The following is an 18,874-nucleotide window of genomic DNA, read 5'->3' on the forward strand; positions in this document are numbered from 1 at the left end:
AGTAGTTAAGCAGTAGTTGTGTGTTTTTTAATTTTCTTTTTCATTAGAAATACTTCAAAAAGATAATGTGTTACTTGTTGAGGAAGTAAATAAAAAGTATTTTTGATAGTAATACTTTTGTTTTAAACAAACATACAAAATTTTGGTCTACTTTGAAATTCTTATTGTGTTATTTTAAGGAAGGAAATGAAGTAATAAACCTTATCAGGGTTTGTATTAAGATAGTTCAGACTTCTAGTCTAAACATCAGAAACAGTATTTTATCAAATTCAACAGTCTGGAAGACTGTTATACAAAAATAATTGTGATAACCTTTACTATTTAATCACTCAAAATAAAATTTTTCTTAAAAACTGTAATTCTCAATCTTATCGTGCAACATATTACAAAAAAAGCACTCTATTACAGAAGTTAATTAAAAATCATTTTTCACTCACTTAACTACTTTTTATGCAATTAGTCATCAAAAATCTCAATAAAACTTACGCCAATGGCGTACAAGCTCTTACAGATGTTTCCCTTACTATTAACAAAGGAATGTTTGGACTTTTAGGACCTAATGGAGCAGGAAAATCTTCTCTTATGCGAACAATAGCAACATTACAAGAAGCAGATAGTGGAGTAATTTCATTTCAATCTTCAACAGGAGAAATAAATGTCTTAGAACAAAAAGATAAAGTTCGTTCAATTTTGGGCTATTTACCTCAAGAATTTGGCGTTTATCCAAAAGTAAGTGCAGAGGTTTTATTGGATCACTTGGCAGTTTTGAAAGGAATTACAAATAAAAAAGAACGTAAAGAAGTAGTAGCTGCGCTTTTAAATAAGACAAATTTATACGATAAAAGAAAAAAGAATTTAGGAGGTTTTAGTGGAGGAATGAAACAGCGTTTCGGAATTGCTCAAGCTCTTTTAGCCAATCCAGAACTCATTATTGTAGATGAACCCACAGCAGGACTAGACCCAGCCGAACGAAATCGTTTTCATAATCTTTTGAGTGAACTTGGCGAAAACACAATTGTAATTCTTTCTACTCACATTGTAGATGATGTAAAAGAACTGTGTACGGATATGGCAATTATCAATAAAGGTGAAGTATTATTACAGATTCACCCTCTCAGAGCAATTGAAAAGCTAGAAAATAAGATTTGGAGAAAACGAATTGAAAGAAATGAAGTAGAAAGTTATGGAAAGAGAATGAATGTGATTTCGGATAGAATGAGCGCAGGAAAACCAGTCATTCATGTCTTTTCTGAAACGCAACCTGAAGAAGGTTTCGAAATTGTTGAGGCTGATTTAGAAGATGTTTATTTTAATACAGTTAGCAGTCACCAGTTAGCAGTTACCAGCAAATAGTAACCAGTTAATTTCAATTATTCGTTTTTTGACTTTGACAATTCTTTTCAGAAGGCTGTCAATAGTTAGAAAGAATAGTGGATTACTGAAAACTACTAACAAAGTTTTTTAAAAAAACATGAGAACTCATTCCTGTAATTCGCTTATCACTTACCATTTATCACTAATCACTAAGAAATATGCTTTTAGAAGTCATTCGTTTCGAACTCAAATATAGGCTCAAGCGTCCTGCAACCTATCTTTATTTTGCCATTCTTTTTCTGCTTACACTTGCAGCCATGACAAGTGATTTTGTACAAATTGGTGGCGCAGCAGGACAAGTCAAAATAAATGCTCCTGTTACTCTTGCCAATACAATCCTGATTATTACAGCTTTTTTTAGTATGATAGTTTCGGCTATTATGGGAGTAGGAATTTTGCGTGATTTTGAACATAAAACCCATTCTATGCTCTTTACTACGCCTATTACTAAACGAGATTATTTATTTGGGCGTTTTATAGGTTCTTTTATAATTCTAATTTTTGTTTTTAGTGGTGCTTTCTTTGGAATGACTTTAGGTTATCTTAAATCATTTTCTGAGCCTGATCGTTTTTTAGCCTTTAATCTTTGGCATTATTTACAACCATTTTTACTTTTTGGTATAACAAACCTCTTTATTAGTGGAACAATTATGTTTGCTGGTGGTGCTTTGAGCCGTAAAATGTTAGTCGTTTATACACAAGGAATTTTACTTTTGGTGCTTTATATTGTTGCACTCCAACTTTCTAGCTCATTAGAATATAAAGATATTGTTGCTTGGCTAGATCCATTTGGAATTTCAGCTTTTAGAAGACAAACAGAATATTGGTCTATTGCACAGAAAAACTCGCAAACAGCACAACTTACAGGTTTTGTTTTGTATAATCGTTTGTTATGGCTCAGTATTGCTTTTGTATCTTTATTTGTTTTATACAAAGGTTTTGCCTTTCGTGTTGTTCGTCAGAGTTTTATAAAACCTAAAGCAGAAAAGAAAACGATTGCTACTTCAATTGTGCTTACCAAGTTACCTAAAGTAAATCTTCATTTTGGCTTTGGTGCAACCACTCAACACGTTTTCAAACTAACTATTTTCTATTTTAAAAGTCTTTTTAAAGAAGTTCCTTTTCTTGCTGTCGTAATTGCTGGAATGCTCATGACTTTTGCTGCTTCAATGAATATGAATCGACTTTATGGAGCATATTCTTTTCCTACAACGTATTCTGTTATAGAACTTATTCAAAGTCAGTTTACACTCTTTTTCTTAATTATTGCTGTTTTCTATACAGGAGAATTGGTTTGGAAAGAACGAGAAGCTAAAATGGATTTAATTCTTGATGCACTTCCTACACAAACATGGATTGGAATTATTAGTAAATTCTTTGGACTTCTTTTATCCTATTCTGTTTTGATTGTGATGCTAATTTTTACAGGCGTTTTGATACAAACTTTCAAAGGATATTATAATTATGAACTCGGTTTGTATTTCAAGACAATGTTTACCGATACACTTTCGATGCTCATTATTTACACTTTACTTGGCTTATTTGTACAAGTCATGGTCAATAATAAATTCATTGGATTTGCTACAATGATTATAATTTTTATTGTTGATGGTCTTTTACAATATATTGATGTAGAGCATCCATTGTTTCACTTTGGAAGTGGAATGAGTTTAGGTACATATTCAGATATGAATACGTTTGGACATTTTGTAACGCCTTTTTCTTGGATGAGTGCCTATTGGATTATGTTTTCTATAGTTTTGTTGTTTTTAGCTATTTATTTCTCAGTAAGAGGAACAGAAACAAATCTTAAAACACGATTTGAAATTGGAAAATACAGAATCAATAAAGTGTGGGTTGCTGGTCTTATGGTAAGCGTTGTTGCTGTTGTGTTTTTAGGTTCTTTTGCATTCTATAATACTAATATTTTGAATGAATATAAAAATTCTAAAGAGCAAGAAAAACAACAAGTAGCCTATGAAAAAGAATTGAAGCAATACAAAGATGTAGAATTACCAAAAATAACGGCTGCTAATCTTAAAGTTGATATTTTTCCAAGTGAAAGAAATGTAGTTGCTGAAGGTTATTTTACACTCAAGAACAAAACAGATAAACCTATAAAAGATATTCATATCCAAAAAGGAGACAGAGGAAATATCCGAACAGAATATCTGAAATTTTCAAAAGAAGTTGGTCTGAAAGATAAATTTGAAGAATTTAATTATGAAATCTATACACTTGCAAAACCTTTACAACCCAATGAAATCATGAAACTCAATTTTAAAATGGTTTTGGAAACAGAAGGATTTGTCACTCGTGGAAGTAATACACAAGTGGTAGAAAACGGAACATTCTTTAATAATGGCTTTTTTCCTTCTTTAGGATACAATGAAGGCTATGAAATTTCAAGTGATGACAAACGAAAAGAATATGATTTACCAGAAAAAGAACGTATGCCAGCTCGTGAGGAAGAGAAATTTCATTCGCATAATCTTTTTGGAAATGATGCTGACATGATTGATTTTGAAATTGTTTTAAGCACTTCGCCTGACCAAATTGCCATTGCCCCAGGTTATTTACAGAAAGAGTGGACAGAAAATGATAGACGTTATTTCCATTACAAAATGGATGCTCCGATGGCTAATTTTTATGCTATGCAGTCGGGCAAATATGAAGTAATGAAAGATATTTGGAAGTCAAAAACTGATTCGAATGGAACACAAAAAGAAGTTGCTCTTGAAATTTATTATCACAAAGAACATACAGCTAATTTGGATAGAATGATGAACGGAATGAAAGATGCTTTGTCTTATTTCTCTGAAAATTTTGGAGAATATCAACATCGCCAGTTGCGTATTATTGAGTTTCCTCGTTATCAATCGTTTGCTCAATCATTTGCCAATACAGTTCCTTATTCAGAGGAAATTGGTTTTATGTTAGATATGAAGCAAGAAGATGTTGATATGAATTATTATGTTACAGCACATGAAACAGCACATCAATGGTGGGGGCATCAAGTTACAGAAGCTCCTGTGCAGGGAAGTACAATGCTTTCTGAAACGCTGTCTCAATATTCGGCTTTGATGGTAATGAAACATAAATATCCTAAAGAACTTGTTCAAAAATTCTTGATATATGAGTTGAATAGTTACTTAAGAGGAAGAAGTAATGAAAAAAAGAAAGAGCTTCCTTTAGATTTGGTAGAAGGACAGCAATATATTCATTATCGTAAAGGTTCTTTGATTATGTTTGCTTTGCAGGATTATATTGGCGAAGATAAAATAAATCTTGCCTTGAAAAATTATCTCAATAAATGGAAGTTTAGTGAAGGAAATTATCCAACTACGACTGATTTGACAGACGAAATAAAAGCTGTTACACCTGATTCGCTTCAATATTTGATTACTGATTTAGTAGAAAGTATTACTTTTTATGAAAATCAAGTCGAAAATGCAACTTATAAAGATTTGGGTAATGATACGTATGAAGTTACCTTAGAACTCTCTAGTGGAAAAGTCGTTGCAGATTCTTTAGGAAAAGAAACTGAATTGCCTTTGACTGAATGGATAGATATTGGAGTTTATGGAGAAGAACCAACTGAAGCAAATGCAGAAGGTTATAAGTTTGCTCCTCTTTTATATCTTGAAAAACATCAAATCACAAAAGAAAACTCTACATTAAAAATTAAAGTAAAAGGAAAGCCTGTAAAAGCTGGAATTGATCCTCTTAATAAACTTATCGACAGACACCCTGATGATAATGTCAAAAAAGTAGAGAAAGAGTAGCCTTTATTTATTTGAAGTCAAAAGTCCAACAAAAAACCACTTTTAGAAAATAAACTCTAAAAGTGGTTTTTTATTTTTCTGATGTGTCTTCCTAATATTGTAGTGATGAATATCAAACAATTTTGACTAAAAATCGTATTCGGTGTAGTATTACAAAATGTTATAATCCCTACGAAAATGCAGTTGCAGAACATGTCAATGCATATTTTGAAACAAGAATTTTACTAGAAACTCAACAATCTTATTTGACTTGGATGAAACAACTGGTAGAGCAAAGTGTACAAATATATAATAAAGAATCAAGAAGAAAATGTTCAAATAAGAACCTATAAAAAAGAAAAATCAGACAGTTTAGAAACTGCCTGATGTATATATAATTTATCTAAAAAACTGTAACACTATTTCAAGACGAGACAACTTCTTTAATAGGGAGAAATAAAATAGTATAAATTTTAGATTCTTAAGGAAGAAAAATAACTTCATTAGGACCTGCACTTGCAGTAAATGTATTTTTTAGAGTTCCTTTATTGTCATATTGTATTACTTCATTTCCTTCTGGACCTTGAAAATTAGCAATTCCTACCCAAATATCACCATTTGAAGGGTCAATACTTACCCCATAAGCACCATTCTGAATAATTGGAGTTGTAGCTTGAGCTGTCGCAGTAATAGGTAACTCATAGATTCCACTGCTAAAATTATAATACAAAATATCTTTGCTTGGATTAATAGCTAAATGTCCACCTACATTTTCACTTCCTGCATTCAATTGAATAGTAGTTTCGATACTATTTGTAGATGTATTTATCTTATAGATTGCTCCAGTTGAAGAACCAAAAGGAGATGCTGTCACCCAAATATCACCATTTTTATCTAAAAGCATATCTTTTGGGCTGTTTGGAGAAATATCAATTGTATTTTCTAATACATTGCTAGAAGGGTTATAAACTGAAATAGTAGAACCAAAAGTATTAGCAACAAATGCTTTTTTAGTCTTACTGTCAAACACTACATATTCAGCACCTGAACTAGCTTCTATTGTAGTAATAATTTTTTTTATTTGAGTATCTATAACCAAAATTTTTGCAGGAATATCTCCAAAATTTCCCCAAGTAGTAATATATGCTTTATTGTTTCCAACATCAGCAAGATAACGAGGGTTTGCAAATTTGAAGGTGGTAGTATCAAAAATAGTTGCCTGTCTTTCGAATGTTCCTCTATGTACAACTTCAATTTTATCACTTCCACTTACCATCAAATAAGCTTCATCTTCCAAAATAGATATAGATTGAAGTTGATCTCCTAAACTATCACCAGTAACGGTCTGAAAAATTTGCTGAGTAACACTATTAGATGTAGAGATGTGTCCAACTGAAGAATTATTCATTCCAAAAACACCTTCATTAACTACTAAATAACCTTGTGCATATTTTCCCTCAAGAATATCAGGAGTATTTTCTCCGTCATCATTACAAGAAGAAAAAACAGAAACTGAAATAAGAACATACAAAAACAGAGTCCAAAAGTTTGGACGTAAATTAGAATTACGAATAGACATAAAAATTAAAAAGAATAAAATAAAATAATGACTCTAGTTTTTTCCCGAACTGAGAGTACAAGAATAGAAAAGGCAGGTCTCCTGACTGATTTGAAAAATTGCTGACCTTCCCACCTAAATCAATTACGAATTATGAAATAATCAGTGTAACTAATTAAAAATTACGAATTGAATAAATTTATAATTAGGCAGTGGTATGTAGAACACAATTATTTTTTGAAGTAGAATTACTTGATAACTATCAAAAAACCAAATTCACAGTTGCGGGTACAGTTACGGAATAAATCACATAAAATGATGACCGTATTCCCTTTTCAGTGTTTTTATATAAAAAACACCACCTTTTCAAGCTGCAAAGGTAGTGTTTTTTGTGAAATGATTTTGTATTATTTTATCGCCCTTTACTAGATTTATCTTATTTGTGTTTCTAGAGCCATAAAATGAGTGACTTCATTAGAATAAAGAGGAAAGATTTGAACTTGACAAGTATAAGGCGTTTTATCTTTTTTATAATTGACAACTGATATTTTAAAAGGTCTTCTTTTTTGAAGGTTCATTTTGATTTCCTTTCTTGATGGTCGTCGGTAGGGACACCAACAACGGCTATAGCTCTTATACTCCTCCAAACGTAATTAGTGAGTGTCTAATCGGAATTCCTATTTGGATTTTGTATGAAATAAGTATTCTTAATTTCGGCTTCTATTCAAAAGAATAGAAATATAGCAATTGCAAAAGCTGAAAAATTAAGACAAATGGAATAAAATAATTTCTAATTTTATATAATTTTTCTAATAAATCAGAAAATTTATAAAACTATATCTATATAATCTAGTTATGTCTCCAACTATTACCTCCTAGCCTTTATACTATTTTTCAATCATTATTTTTTGTATGTTATTTAATAAAAAACAAGCTACAAAGAAGGCAATAGTCATTTTTTAAACTCTCTTAGATAGTTCATGCTAGATTCTATTCCATTTTTACGTGTTCCAAAACACTTAGCTCCTGAAAAGCACCGAGATTTTGCTATTCTTACGATGGTAGGAGTTTTAGGTTTTTCTGCTCATGTAGTATTTTTGATATGCTTTCTGATTTTTGGAGTATATTCAATGGCATATTTTAATATAGCTAGTTGTTTTCTTTTTGCTGTTATTTTTATGGCAAACAGACAAATTGACTCAAATACGTCTACACTATTAACTGTTGCTATAGGAGAAATTATTCTTCACGCTATTTGTGCAGTTATTATTATAGGCTGGGATTCTAACTTTCATTACTATCTCTTTTTGGCAATGATGACTTCGTTTTTAACAGGTCGTGTGGGCATGACTTCTTATTTTTCTAATGGGATTGCTTTTTTTTCTTACCTAGCTCTTTATTTTTATACTTCTAATTTTGCGCCTTTACAGGAAATTTCAGAAACAGGAAAATTTACATTTGGAATAATGAATTTAATAAGTGCTGGCATAATGGTAGTTACAATTACAGCTTATTTCAATTATGTAGCCAGCGAATCAGCTAGAAAATTTATAGCTTCAAACACCGAACTTTCTCAACAAACAGAAGAATTAAAGACACAATCTGAAAAATTAAGTAAAGCCAATACACATACAATGGATAGCATTAAGTATGCCCTGCGTATTCAAGAAGCAATGCTTCCTTCATCAAAGGAATTAACTCAAATTTTGGGAAATGAAAATTATATGGTGTTTTATAGTCCTAAAGATATTATTTCAGGCGATTTTTTTTGGTGTAAAGAGGTAAAAAACAAAAAAATAATTGCTCTTGGAGACTGTACGGGGCACGGCGTTCCAGGGGCAATGCTTACAATGATAGGAGAAAGCCTTTTGAATAGTATTATAGAAAAAGGAATTACACAACCGTCTCTTATTTTAGATGCTTTACAAGATTATTTTTCTACGTTATTTATCAGTAGAAATGATGTGAGAGATGGAATGGATATTTCTATTTGTACAATTGATAGTAATCAAAATCAACTCTCTTTTGCAGGTGCTAAAGCTCCTCTTACTTATATACAAAATGGAAAAATAAAGGCGATAAAAGGAGATAGAATGAGTATAGGACAAACATTTACTCGTAAGTTTATACCTAGAGATTTTACAAATCATCAGATAGATATTTCTATTCCAACTACTTTTTATATGTATTCTGATGGTTATCAAGACCAATTTGGAGGAAAAAATAATACAAAATTTTATAGTAAAAATTTGAGAAAACTTCTACTAGAAATTTATGAGCAGCCTATGAAAAAACAGCGTCTTGTCTTTAAAAGAACCCTTTTTAAATGGAGAAATCTAAATAAACAAACTGACGATGTTACTATACTTGGGTTCAAAATCGATCCTAATGAATCGCAAGAAAAAACAAAGAGTATAGAAGAACAAATAATTGAAAATGAATATAATGATGATAAATTAAGTGATGAGATTATTCAAAAACAATTGGAAATTCGAAAAATTTTGTATGAAGAAAATTATCGAAGTTAGTTAGAAATTGTTTAAGAACAGAACACAGATAAAGTGTTCATTCTTCCATAAAATGTCCATTCTTAAATAACTTCAAAGTATATATAGAACCAAAATTATAAAAAGGCTTTTAAACTTATTTAGTTTGAAAGCCTTTTTTGTTGTTTATTTTTTTAACTTGAGCTAGAAAAATTCTTTGAATAAAAAAACATTCAATCAAATGAAAACAAATACACTAGTATCATTTTTTATCTTGTTGCTTTTCTCTATCTCAATTTGTAAAGCTCAAAGCACTTATAAAAATGAACCTTCATTAGAAAATCAGTATGGCACACCAAATGCAGATGCACCAAAAGAAATTTTAGATTATGCTGATTTAATTGGAAAATGTAATTGCAAATCTGTCAGTCGAATTAATCAGACAGAATGGTCAGATACAGTTGCCATGACTTGGGAATTCAAATATATCATGAATGGAATGGCTATTCAAGACCAAACTCTAAAGGCTGATGGAAAACATTCAGGCAGTATTCGTCAGTTTAATTCAGATAGTTCTCGTTGGTATGTGCATTATTATAGTAGCTCAGTAGCTATTCCTATTATGTCGGTTTGGGAAGGAAATAAAAATGAACAAGGTGATATAGTTTTGTATAAAAATCAACCTTCACCAACTGGTGCAGCAGGTTTTTACAAAATTGTGTTCTCAAATATTTCTAAAGAGAGCTTTGATTGGACAGGAGCTTGGGTAAGCAAAGATGAATCTATCATTTATCCAACTTGGAAGATATTTTGCAAAAAACAAGTTCAACTCACAGCACACCAAGAAAAAGAAATTATATTGAAAAATATAGATGCATTTTCAAAAGCCTATATGAATGCTAATTTTGAGGCGATTGCAAATTCTTATTCTATTGATGCCAAGATTTTCCCTAGTGGTTCGGATATTATTGATGGACGAGAAGCGATAAAAGAAAAGTGGATTATCAAAGATGGAAGCAAAATTCTGAATCATAAAATTACACCTTTAGAGATAAAATTAGTAGGTGATTATGCCTATGATTTTGGATACTACGAAGGAGAATCAGAATCTAAAGAAGGAGAAAAATCTAGTTTTAAGGGAAAGTACGTCATTGTTTGGAAAAAAACAGAGGGAAAATGGAAAATGTATTTGGATATTTGGAATAGAATTTAAAATTATTTTTATCAACATTTTTATATATATTTTCTCAAACAATTCAATTTTAATTGGATTGGTAATTTTATAATTCATTCTATTTTAGTGTATCATATTGCAAGGTTTATTGTATGAAGTAGCAAAAATAAGATAAAAAAATTTCGTGCGTTTGCCCTAGTCTTTTTTGATTTTATCTAAAAAATTTTCAGCATCTTCTACTGTATAGAATATATTTTGAGGAAGAGAGGAACGCTCAGCAATTCTTCCAAACTGTAAATTTACAATATCATTATTTGGCAAAACTCTAGCAACCTTTAAAAGTCCGTTCTCAGTTACATACTTTTGAATTTCTTCATGATATTTATCTAACTTTGGAGACTGTATTTGCATATTTCTGATATCTGATAGAATAGTAAAATTAGGTTGAATTTCTTTAATTACATCTTTCCAATCAGATAAAAAAATATCCATATCTTCTATTTTCCAAACTCCTTTTTGAAGTCGAAAGTAGACACGGTTTTTTGATGTATCAATAGAAAACATATAATTTTTTCTGTCAATTAATTTTATTTTCATTTTACAATAAATTTTTTTATGTTTTATCTACATTCATCCAAAAACTTATCTAAAAATCTATCAGCTAGTTCGTATGTTTCGAATCTACTTATCGGAACTCCAGAATGTTGAGCAATACGAGCCATTTGCAAATTAGAAATATCATTTTCTGCTACAATTTCAGCAATATGACAAAGTCCATTTCTAGAAACATACTCTTGCATATTTTCAAAAACTTTTACCATTTGGCGAGACAAAATAGGCATCAAACGAAAATCACAAATGATGGTAAAATCTACAGTTATTTTGTTTATTATTTCATGCCATTCTTCAAAAAAATGACAAAAATCATCTTCATCGTTCCATTTTTGGAGTATAGAAAGGTAGACTCTATTTTTTGAATAATCTACTTCTAGTGTATAGTAAATATTTTTTGATACTTGATTTTTCATAAACAGTTTCTAATAATTATAAGTAAGTTTACAAAGATAGAATTTATTTATGATGTTATTCCCCTAATTTTTATACTTTTTTTCTTGTTGATTTAGATATTCTTCTGCTTCCTCAAGAGAGGGAAACATATTTTTGGGAATTTTATTCTTATCTTCCAAACGATCAATTTGTATATTAGAAATGTCATTTATTGCTGCTACTTCTGCTACATGAAACAGTCCTTTTTCTGTAAAATAATTATGTGTTTTAGAAAATAGAGCTGCAATTTCTTTAGATAAAATTGGCATTACTTTCAAATCAGAAAGAATTGTAAAATTAGTTTCAAGCGACTCCACAGCTTGTTTCCACTCTTCAAAGAAAGTAGGAAAATCTTCAATTCCATTCCAAGGAGCAAGAACATAAAAATAAGCTCTATTCTTTGTTTTATCTATTTGTATATGATAATATTGAGTCTTTGCAATATCTATTTTCATCTTTTTATCTCTTTTTTTTACTAGAGAATAAGTTCTTTAAATTTTGTTTATTAAGTAAATTCCACTAGCCACAATATCATATATTTGGTTTTGTGTTTTGCTAATTAATTACAATTAAATTTCAACTATATCTTGATAAAAAAGACTACATATTCAAATTAGCTACTAATTGGTCAAGATAATTTTCAGCTTCCTCTTCAGTTTTGAATTTATTGACAGGCATTTGATTACGTTCAGAAAGTCTGTGTATTTGCAAATTCGAAATATCATCAACTGCTGCTGTTTCTGCAAGAGCAATAAGCCCATTCTCTATCAAATAACTTTGAATTCGTCCAAAAAGAGCCTCTATATCATAATTCAACTTTGGCATCAATCTCAAATCAGAATGAATTGTAAAATTTGGTTTCATTCTTTTTGCTGTTTCTATCCATACCTCTTCAAAATTCTCAAAATCTTTTATTCCAGACCATTTAGCTAATACTGCAAAATAAATCCTGTTTTTTGAAAGGTTTACTTCTATACAATAATGTTCCGTTTTTAATACTTCTGTTTTCATGATGAGATATTCTTATTTAATGTGAACTTATTGAGACACCAACGATTTTATAGAGTGGTTTGTTGATAGTGTTACACTAGAATAGCAACAAAGGTAAAGTTTTTCTATCAAAACAGATTTTTTTTTTAGCCTACATAAATTCCCATCACCAAAATATCATCTGTTTGTTTTTCGGTCTGTTTCCAGTCTTCCAAAATCTGATTTAAGGTATTTTCTTGTTCTGAAATAGGAAGTTTACTTATTTCTAACAAAAGTTCTCTAAACCGTTTTTTCATGAATTTCCTAATTTCACTTTGTCCATCTTTTGGCTTTCCAAATTGGTCTTGAAAACCATCACTTGCCATATAAAGTGTTGTTTGAGGAGGAAGAATAAATGTAGATGTTTCAAAGCTTTTTTCTTTTCGCTTTTTATAATTTGATTTTCCTCCTCCAATAGCATGTTTTGAGCCTTTTACTTCTTGTATTGTTCCATGTTCTACTAAATACAATGGATTTTTTGCGCCTGCAAACTTTACTGTTCGGGTTGTGTGGCAATAATTAATAATAGAAATATCCATTCCATCTCTAGTATTTTGATTTCTAAATGTAGCTTCTACTTTTTCATCAAGAAGTTTTAAAACTTCATTTGGCTGAGTTACTTGTTTATTAATTACAATTTCTGTCAATAAATCATTTCCCATAACGGTCATAAATGCCCCTGGAACGCCATGACCTGTACAATCTGCACAAACGACAATAGAATGTATTTTTTCATTAACAATCAATTTGGTAAACCAATAAAAATCTCCAGAAACAATATCACGAGGTTTAAACAATACGAAACTCTCAAGAAATAAATCCTCTAAACCATTTTTGTCTCCTAAAATTGATTGCTGAATTCGTGCAGCATAACGAATTGAATCTGTAATATGTTGATTTTTTTCCTCCAAAATGTGACTTTGCTGTTCTAATTCAGTATTTCGCTCATTTACTTCAAGAGTTCTTTCAGCTACTTTGTGTTCCAAATTTATTGTTAAATCTTCTACTCTATTAAAAGCTCTTGAAAAACGTTTGGCAAGAATTCCCATTTGTAAAAGAATAAAAGCACCAAAGCCAAATTGAATCAAGTCAAAATATGAGGTTAGCGAAATTCCTACTGTATTTAGTCCATCATGTATGCCTGTAAGCAGTAAAAATGCAATACCTAGAGTTTGCCAAAGCGTTTCATCTCGTTTTTTGTAAATAGCTGTTCCTAATATAATCACACCAAAAAGGATTGCAATAACCATCTGAACAATCTGTAAATACTGTATAAATTGAAGGAAAATATAAGTCGGTAAAAGCAAAAACAACAGACTCAAAGCAGCCAAACCTCCAGAAACAGGAAACATAAACTTTTTAGCCTCTCTTGGATAAAGTGATTGCAAATATAAAATAGCTGTTGGAAAAAGCAAGAAAAACGAACCGTAATAAAATCTTGGTTGAAGACTTGAATCAAAACTTGTATGCAAATGAAGATATTCGTAAAAATAATGGTCTGCAAAAATCAGATGAATAACTCCTAAAAAGAAAGTCAAAAGCCCAAAATATAATGTCGATTTTTGTTTTGGGCGAAAAAGAAATAAAGCAAAATGATAAACAGCAATAAAAAATAGAAGTCCAAGCCAAATTCCACTCCATGTCTGCTTTATTTCCTTAGTTTGTAACAGATTTTTGTATATTCCAATTTTGAAATTTTCAAGAATTCCACCAATAAAAAAATCAGGATTTGCTACTTGTACAACAATATCTAGTTCTGCATTTTCTCCCTCTAACATAAGTAAGTCTCCCGAAAAAACATCATCAGCTTCTTTTGCATTTGTTGTCATTTTGCCTGCCTCATAAATTAATTTTTGATTGACAAATACTTTGTTTGCAGACCATATTTTAGGAATTTTGATAGCCAAATTTTTACGCAGATTTCTAGGCAATTTTACTTGAATTCGGTACGTTGCTGCACCTCTTGATGGATAATTTTCTCCCGTTTTTGGGTCTTTATAGGTATTCCATGATGTTGGAACAAGTACATATTGAAACTCTTTTTGCTCTTCTATATTTTTAGGTAAAATCCATTTATTCCAAAAAAATTGCCACTCACCTTTCAATATAATTACTTCTTCTGAGTCCATTATTTTATCTGAAAGATCTATTATTCCTTTTTCAGATTCGATAGAAAGTTCTTTTTGATAAGAACAAGAAGAAAATAAAAAAACCAATAGAATTCCTAGCACAAAATGAATTCTAAAAATCATTTGAACAGACAAAAACCTAAGTAAATAGGAAGATAAATATGGAAATGTATTTTTTAATGTATAGTTTTGCATTTGGAAAGGCAGATGGATACTCAAATAAAACAGTTCAATAAATCTAAATTACAATAAAAATAAATAAATCCATTACCTATTTATATTTCAAATTTGTTAAAGTATTTTTTACAAAAAATAATCCTATAAAAAACACTTAAAGTTTAATAGCTTTAAAGATACAATATGATAGAATTAGAAAGATTACTACATCATCTCTTAAATCAGTTTTTAGTTTATACTCAAAATGCTCCTCTACTTTTTAATAGTGGTATTTTTTTGGTTCTTTTTCTTATTTTTTATGGTGGATATATTCTTCTTTACAAAAATGATTTGTTGAGAATTGTTTATGTCATTGCTTTTAGTTTTTTTTTCTATTACAAATCTAGTGGAGGATTTGTTTTTTTACTTGGTTTTTCTGCTCTTTTCAATTATTTAAGTGGGTTCTTAATAGATTCTTTTCAGCTAAAACGAAACAGAAAAATAATACTTTGGATTAGTATTTTAGTAAACGTAGCTTTACTTTTTTACTTCAAATATACTTTTTTCTTTCTCAAAAACTGGAATGCAATTACTTCTCAAAATATTCAATTAGAATCTATTTTTCTTCCTATTGGAATATCTTTTTTTACATTTCAAGCTATTAGTTATGTTGTTGATGTCTATAAAAAAGAAATTCCTGCTTGTCGAAACTTATTTGACTTCACCTTTTATCTTAGTTTTTTTCCTCAACTTGTGGCAGGTCCTATAGTTAGGGCAAAAGATTTTTTACCACAAATTCGCCAAAAATTAGAATTTGATTCGGTTAACTTAGGTTGGGGACTTTTTTGGATTTTGAAAGGACTCTTTAAGAAAGCTGTTTTGGCTGATTATTTGGCTCAGTATGTAGATTTGATTTATTCGAATGAAGCAGGTTATACAGGCTTTGAGCATCTTTTGGCAATGTATGGCTATACCATTCAGATTTATTGTGATTTTTCAGGTTATTCGGATATGGCAATCGGACTCGCCATGCTGATGGGTTATGAGCTTTGTATCAATTTTGACCGTCCGTATTTGGCTACTTCAATTACAGAGTTTTGGAGACGTTGGCATATTTCACTTTCTACTTGGCTGCGTGATTATATTTATATTCCTTTAGGTGGAAATCGTCATGGCATTTTGAGAATGTATCTGGCTCTTATGGCGACAATGCTGATTGGTGGTTTTTGGCATGGTGCAGATTGGAAATTTGTTTTTTGGGGAGCTATGCATGGAGTGGGTTTAGTTGTTCATAAACTTTACTTGACACTTATTTTAGAATTTAAGAAAAATAATTTAGACGATTATAATATAAATAATAATCAGAAAATAGGCTTTTTGAAGAAAACAATTCTTTCTACTTCTGATAATCTATTTAATTCATTAAAAAATAGTATTGGATGGATTATGACATTTCATTTTGTGGCTTTTTTATGGGTTTTCTTTAGAGCAGAGAGTTTTGAAAAAGCATGGTTTTCTATTCATAAAATTTTAACCACAACAGATTTTGATTATGCGCTTCCTTTTTGGGAAACTCGTCCTTTATTTATTGTAATGCTTGTTCTAGGATTAGTTGCACATTTTAGTTCAAAATTATCGTATCAAAACTTAGGGAATTATTTTGCTTCGCTTCCCTTTTGGGCAAAAGCTGTTTGTTATTTAATCGTTGTTCAGATTATTTTGCAAACGCAATCTGAAGGGGTACAGCCGTTTATTTATTTTCAGTTTTAGGTGTAAGTGTAAAGAATAAAAATCTATGGATACGACTTCTATCGTTCTTAGTATAATCTTATTTATCTTTATTGGTATTCCTTCAATACTATTTTTGAATCAAATTAGTCGTGCTTTAGTAGGCTCTTTATTTACCAACGAAAATATTGAGCTTTATTTTGGTTCTTTACCAAGTGAAGAGGAAAGTTTTAAAGTAAAAATAAGTCGTTTCAAACTCTTCTTTGTAAAAAATTACTTTTGGTTTCAAGGTTCTTGTCGTTTTATAGATACTCGCTTTTTGTCTATTCAAAAGAAGATTATACAGATAGGCTCTACTTTTATTACATTTCTCATTTCTTTAGGACTTTACTATTTGACAGATGAATATAATTTTCATCAAATTATAAAAGTTGCCAGTATTTTACTTTTTGTAGCTTCTTGTCTAAATATTTTGTTTTCCCTTACTCAACAAGATGATTTCATTGAAGATATCATTGGAACGACAATGAAAAATTATATATATAGTGAAACTGATGAAGAACAACTTTCTGATATAAATGAAGAACTGACTGCACTATTTCATCAAGGAGTAGATTATTTTAATAATGCAGAATACGAAAAAGCAATAGTTCCTTTACAAGAACTAGTAGATAGAACACATAAAAATCCATTAATTATTGATGTTTTATTTCAGTCTTATTTAATGAGTAAAAAATATATAGAAGCTGAAGAGTTTGTAGATTATTTAGAGAAAAACCACAAATTAACTTCTAATCATTATTGTAATTTTGGTTTAGCAAAGTCTTACACACAAAAATATCAAGAGTGTTTTCATTACTATAAAAAATCCTTAGAATTAGATAAAAAAAACACTTTTACACTCAATAATAGAGGTTATACTTATAATCTAGTAGAAAAATACGAAGAAGCTATTTTGGATTTTGATGCAGCAATACACTTAGATTCTGCGTTTTCTCATTCTTATAACAACAGAGGATTAGCCAAAATAAAATTAGGAAGAACAGAAGAAGGTTTAAAAGATATTCAAACTTCAATGAAACTTGATGATAAAAATTCGTATGCTTATCGTAATTTAGGAATTTATCATTTTGAGAAAAAACAATATAAAATAGCTTTGAGCTACTTTGAAAAATCATATCAATTAGATAAAACAACACATTTAATTGAAGAAAATATCAAGGAAACAAAATCAATTCTCAAAAAATTAGAAGAAAATTAAAGACATTATAAAAAAATAAAACCAAACTCATTTTGAATACATTCGGACATATTTTTAGAATAACCACTTTTGGAGAATCTCACGGCGAAGGCATAGGTGTTGTCATAGACGGCTGTCCTGCTGGTTTGGAGATAGATTTGGAATTTCTAGCAAGTGAAATGAAACGCAGAAAACCGGGGCAATCCAAAATAACAACTCCTCGCAAAGAAAAAGATAACCTACAAATTTTATCAGGAATCTTTGAAGGAAAAAGCACTGGAACTCCTTTAGCTATTTTTATTCCTAATCAAGACCAAAAAAGTGGCGATTATTCACACATTGCTACAAAATTCCGTCCTTCTCATGCAGATTATACCTACCAACAAAAATATGGAAACCGAGATTATAGAGGTGGAGGAAGAAGCTCAGCAAGAGAAACAGCTGCACGAGTAGCAGCAGGAGCAGTTGCAAAATTATTCTTAAAATCAAAAGGAATTTCTATTCAAGGCTATGTCTCTCAAGTGGGAAACATTACATTGCAAAAGGATTATTCAGAATTGGACTTTTCTAAGTACAATCAAAATAAAGAGAATATTATTCGCTGTCCAGATGAAGAAACAGCAGAAAAAATGATTGATTTAATAGAAAAAGTCAAAAATGAAGGCGATACAATTGGTGGAGTTGTTTCTTGTGTCTTAGAAAATGTTCCTGTTGGTTTGGGAGAGCCTGTTTTTGACAAACTACATGCTGAACTAGGAAAAGCAATGTTGAGTATAAATGCCGTAAAAGGATTTGAATACGGAAGTGGCTTTGAAGGCGTAAAACTCAAAGGTTCAGAACATAACGACGAGTTTTATACCGATGAAAACGGAAAAGTTCGTACAAAAACAAATCATTCAGGAGGAATACAAGGAGGAATTAGTAATGGCGAAGATATTTATTTCAAAGTTGCTTTTAAGCCTGTCGCTACTCTGATGCAAGACCAAGAAAGTGTTGATACAGAAGGAAATAAAGTTGTGGTTTCTGGAAAAGGAAGACATGACCCTTGTGTAGTTCCTAGAGCTGTTCCGATTGTGGAAGCGATGGCTGCCCTTGTGATTGCTGATTTTTATTTGAGAAAGAAATGAGGTTAATTAAAAATGAATAATTACGACTTGATAAATCAGCGTAGCTAATTAGGTATTAAATA

14 protein-coding genes and 1 riboswitch are annotated in these 18,874 nt (G+C 30.4%); of the genes, 7 read left to right on the top strand and 7 right to left on the bottom strand.

All coding sequences use genetic code 11. The features are described 5' to 3' along the window. The first annotated feature begins 450 nt into the window (after positions 1-450). Together V9L04_RS19795 and V9L04_RS19800 are read left to right on the top strand one after the other, a co-directional pair. Positions 451-1,353, top strand: a complete 903-nt coding sequence (locus V9L04_RS19795) for an ABC transporter ATP-binding protein (protein ID WP_338791666.1) — start codon at positions 451-453, stop codon at positions 1,351-1,353. A gap of 179 nt (positions 1,354-1,532) precedes the next feature. After that, on the top strand, positions 1,533-5,159 hold the full coding sequence (locus V9L04_RS19800) for a M1 family aminopeptidase (protein WP_338791667.1): 3,627 nt from the start codon (positions 1,533-1,535) through the stop codon (positions 5,157-5,159). 460 nt (positions 5,160-5,619) lie between these two features. Here V9L04_RS19800 and V9L04_RS19805 read toward each other — a convergent pair whose 3' ends face one another. Further along, a complete protein-coding gene (locus V9L04_RS19805) occupies positions 5,620-6,717 on the bottom strand; it encodes a DUF5074 domain-containing protein (protein WP_338791668.1) in 1,098 nt (365 codons plus the stop codon). Between the two features lie 53 nt (positions 6,718-6,770). Next, positions 6,771-7,077: riboswitch (cobalamin riboswitch) on the bottom strand. A gap of 50 nt (positions 7,078-7,127) precedes the next feature. Further along, positions 7,128-7,274, bottom strand: coding sequence for a hypothetical protein (locus V9L04_RS19810; protein ID WP_338791669.1), 147 nt, complete (start codon positions 7,272-7,274; stop codon positions 7,128-7,130). A 402-nt stretch (positions 7,275-7,676) separates the two neighbouring features. On the opposite strand from V9L04_RS19810, the gene V9L04_RS19815 reads away from it, so the two are divergent. Further along, on the top strand, positions 7,677-9,224 hold the full coding sequence (locus V9L04_RS19815) for a SpoIIE family protein phosphatase (protein ID WP_338791670.1): 1,548 nt from the start codon (positions 7,677-7,679) through the stop codon (positions 9,222-9,224). Positions 9,225-9,423: 199 nt separating this feature from the next. Continuing rightward, a complete protein-coding gene (locus tag V9L04_RS19820) occupies positions 9,424-10,395 on the top strand; it encodes a DUF4440 domain-containing protein (protein WP_338791671.1) in 972 nt (323 codons plus the stop codon). A 156-nt stretch (positions 10,396-10,551) separates the two neighbouring features. On the opposite strand, the gene V9L04_RS19825 is transcribed toward V9L04_RS19820, so the two are convergent. The 5 genes from V9L04_RS19825 to V9L04_RS19845 form a co-directional block, all read right to left on the bottom strand. Beyond that, positions 10,552-10,953, bottom strand: a complete 402-nt coding sequence (locus V9L04_RS19825; protein ID WP_338791673.1) for a hypothetical protein — start codon at positions 10,951-10,953, stop codon at positions 10,552-10,554. Between the two features lie 23 nt (positions 10,954-10,976). Continuing rightward, the gene (locus V9L04_RS19830) at positions 10,977-11,384 is read right to left on the bottom strand and encodes a hypothetical protein (RefSeq protein ID WP_338791674.1); all 408 of its coding nucleotides are present in this window, start codon (positions 11,382-11,384) and stop codon (positions 10,977-10,979) included. A gap of 63 nt (positions 11,385-11,447) precedes the next feature. Then, positions 11,448-11,858: a hypothetical protein gene (locus V9L04_RS19835; protein ID WP_338791675.1), complete on the bottom strand. Its 411-nt coding sequence runs from the start codon at positions 11,856-11,858 to the stop codon at positions 11,448-11,450. A 145-nt stretch (positions 11,859-12,003) separates the two neighbouring features. Continuing rightward, positions 12,004-12,414, bottom strand: a complete 411-nt coding sequence (locus V9L04_RS19840; RefSeq protein WP_338791676.1) for a hypothetical protein — start codon at positions 12,412-12,414, stop codon at positions 12,004-12,006. 125 nt (positions 12,415-12,539) lie between these two features. Beyond that, positions 12,540-14,756 carry a 7TM diverse intracellular signaling domain-containing protein gene (locus V9L04_RS19845; protein WP_338791677.1) on the bottom strand — a complete coding sequence of 739 codons (2,217 nt, stop codon included), beginning with the start codon at positions 14,754-14,756 and terminating at the stop codon, positions 12,540-12,542. 165 nt (positions 14,757-14,921) lie between these two features. Here V9L04_RS19845 and V9L04_RS19850 point away from each other — a divergent pair, with 165 nt between their 5' ends. Genes V9L04_RS19850 through aroC form a run of 3 tightly spaced genes read left to right on the top strand, consistent with a single transcriptional unit; the run spans position 14,922 to position 18,812 of the window. Next, entirely contained in the window at positions 14,922-16,487 is a 1,566-nt protein-coding gene (locus V9L04_RS19850) for an MBOAT family protein (RefSeq protein WP_338791678.1), read from the top strand. A 25-nt stretch (positions 16,488-16,512) separates the two neighbouring features. After that, positions 16,513-17,706 (top strand): hypothetical protein, encoded by a 1,194-nt coding sequence (locus V9L04_RS19855; RefSeq protein WP_338791679.1) that lies wholly within the window; start codon positions 16,513-16,515, stop codon positions 17,704-17,706. Between the two features lie 29 nt (positions 17,707-17,735). Further along, positions 17,736-18,812, top strand: a complete 1,077-nt coding sequence (gene aroC / locus V9L04_RS19860) for a chorismate synthase (RefSeq protein WP_338794216.1) — start codon at positions 17,736-17,738, stop codon at positions 18,810-18,812. Positions 18,813-18,874 lie beyond the last annotated feature (62 nt).

It is taken from the genome of Bernardetia sp. MNP-M8 (assembly GCF_037126285.1).
Lineage (GTDB): Bacteria > Bacteroidota > Bacteroidia > Cytophagales > Bernardetiaceae > Bernardetia.

Bases quoted from the DNA above. Each gene is read 5' to 3' on its own strand.
- V9L04_RS19845 (WP_338791677.1), bottom strand. From the start codon at position 14,756: ATGCAAAACTATACATTAAAAAATACATTTCCATATTTATCTTCCTAT.
- V9L04_RS19855 (WP_338791679.1), top strand. From the start codon at position 16,513: ATGGATACGACTTCTATCGTTCTTAGTATAATCTTATTTATCTTTATT.
- V9L04_RS19830 (WP_338791674.1), bottom strand. From the start codon at position 11,384: ATGAAAAATCAAGTATCAAAAAATATTTACTATACACTAGAAGTAGAT.
- V9L04_RS19815 (WP_338791670.1), top strand. From the start codon at position 7,677: ATGCTAGATTCTATTCCATTTTTACGTGTTCCAAAACACTTAGCTCCT.
- V9L04_RS19850 (WP_338791678.1), top strand. From the start codon at position 14,922: ATGATAGAATTAGAAAGATTACTACATCATCTCTTAAATCAGTTTTTA.
- V9L04_RS19810 (WP_338791669.1), bottom strand. From the start codon at position 7,274: ATGAACCTTCAAAAAAGAAGACCTTTTAAAATATCAGTTGTCAATTAT.
- V9L04_RS19835 (WP_338791675.1), bottom strand. From the start codon at position 11,858: ATGAAAATAGATATTGCAAAGACTCAATATTATCATATACAAATAGAT.
- V9L04_RS19820 (WP_338791671.1), top strand. From the start codon at position 9,424: ATGAAAACAAATACACTAGTATCATTTTTTATCTTGTTGCTTTTCTCT.
- V9L04_RS19805 (WP_338791668.1), bottom strand. From the start codon at position 6,717: ATGTCTATTCGTAATTCTAATTTACGTCCAAACTTTTGGACTCTGTTT.
- V9L04_RS19795 (WP_338791666.1), top strand. From the start codon at position 451: ATGCAATTAGTCATCAAAAATCTCAATAAAACTTACGCCAATGGCGTA.
- V9L04_RS19800 (WP_338791667.1), top strand. From the start codon at position 1,533: ATGCTTTTAGAAGTCATTCGTTTCGAACTCAAATATAGGCTCAAGCGT.
- V9L04_RS19840 (WP_338791676.1), bottom strand. From the start codon at position 12,414: ATGAAAACAGAAGTATTAAAAACGGAACATTATTGTATAGAAGTAAAC.
- V9L04_RS19825 (WP_338791673.1), bottom strand. From the start codon at position 10,953: ATGAAAATAAAATTAATTGACAGAAAAAATTATATGTTTTCTATTGAT.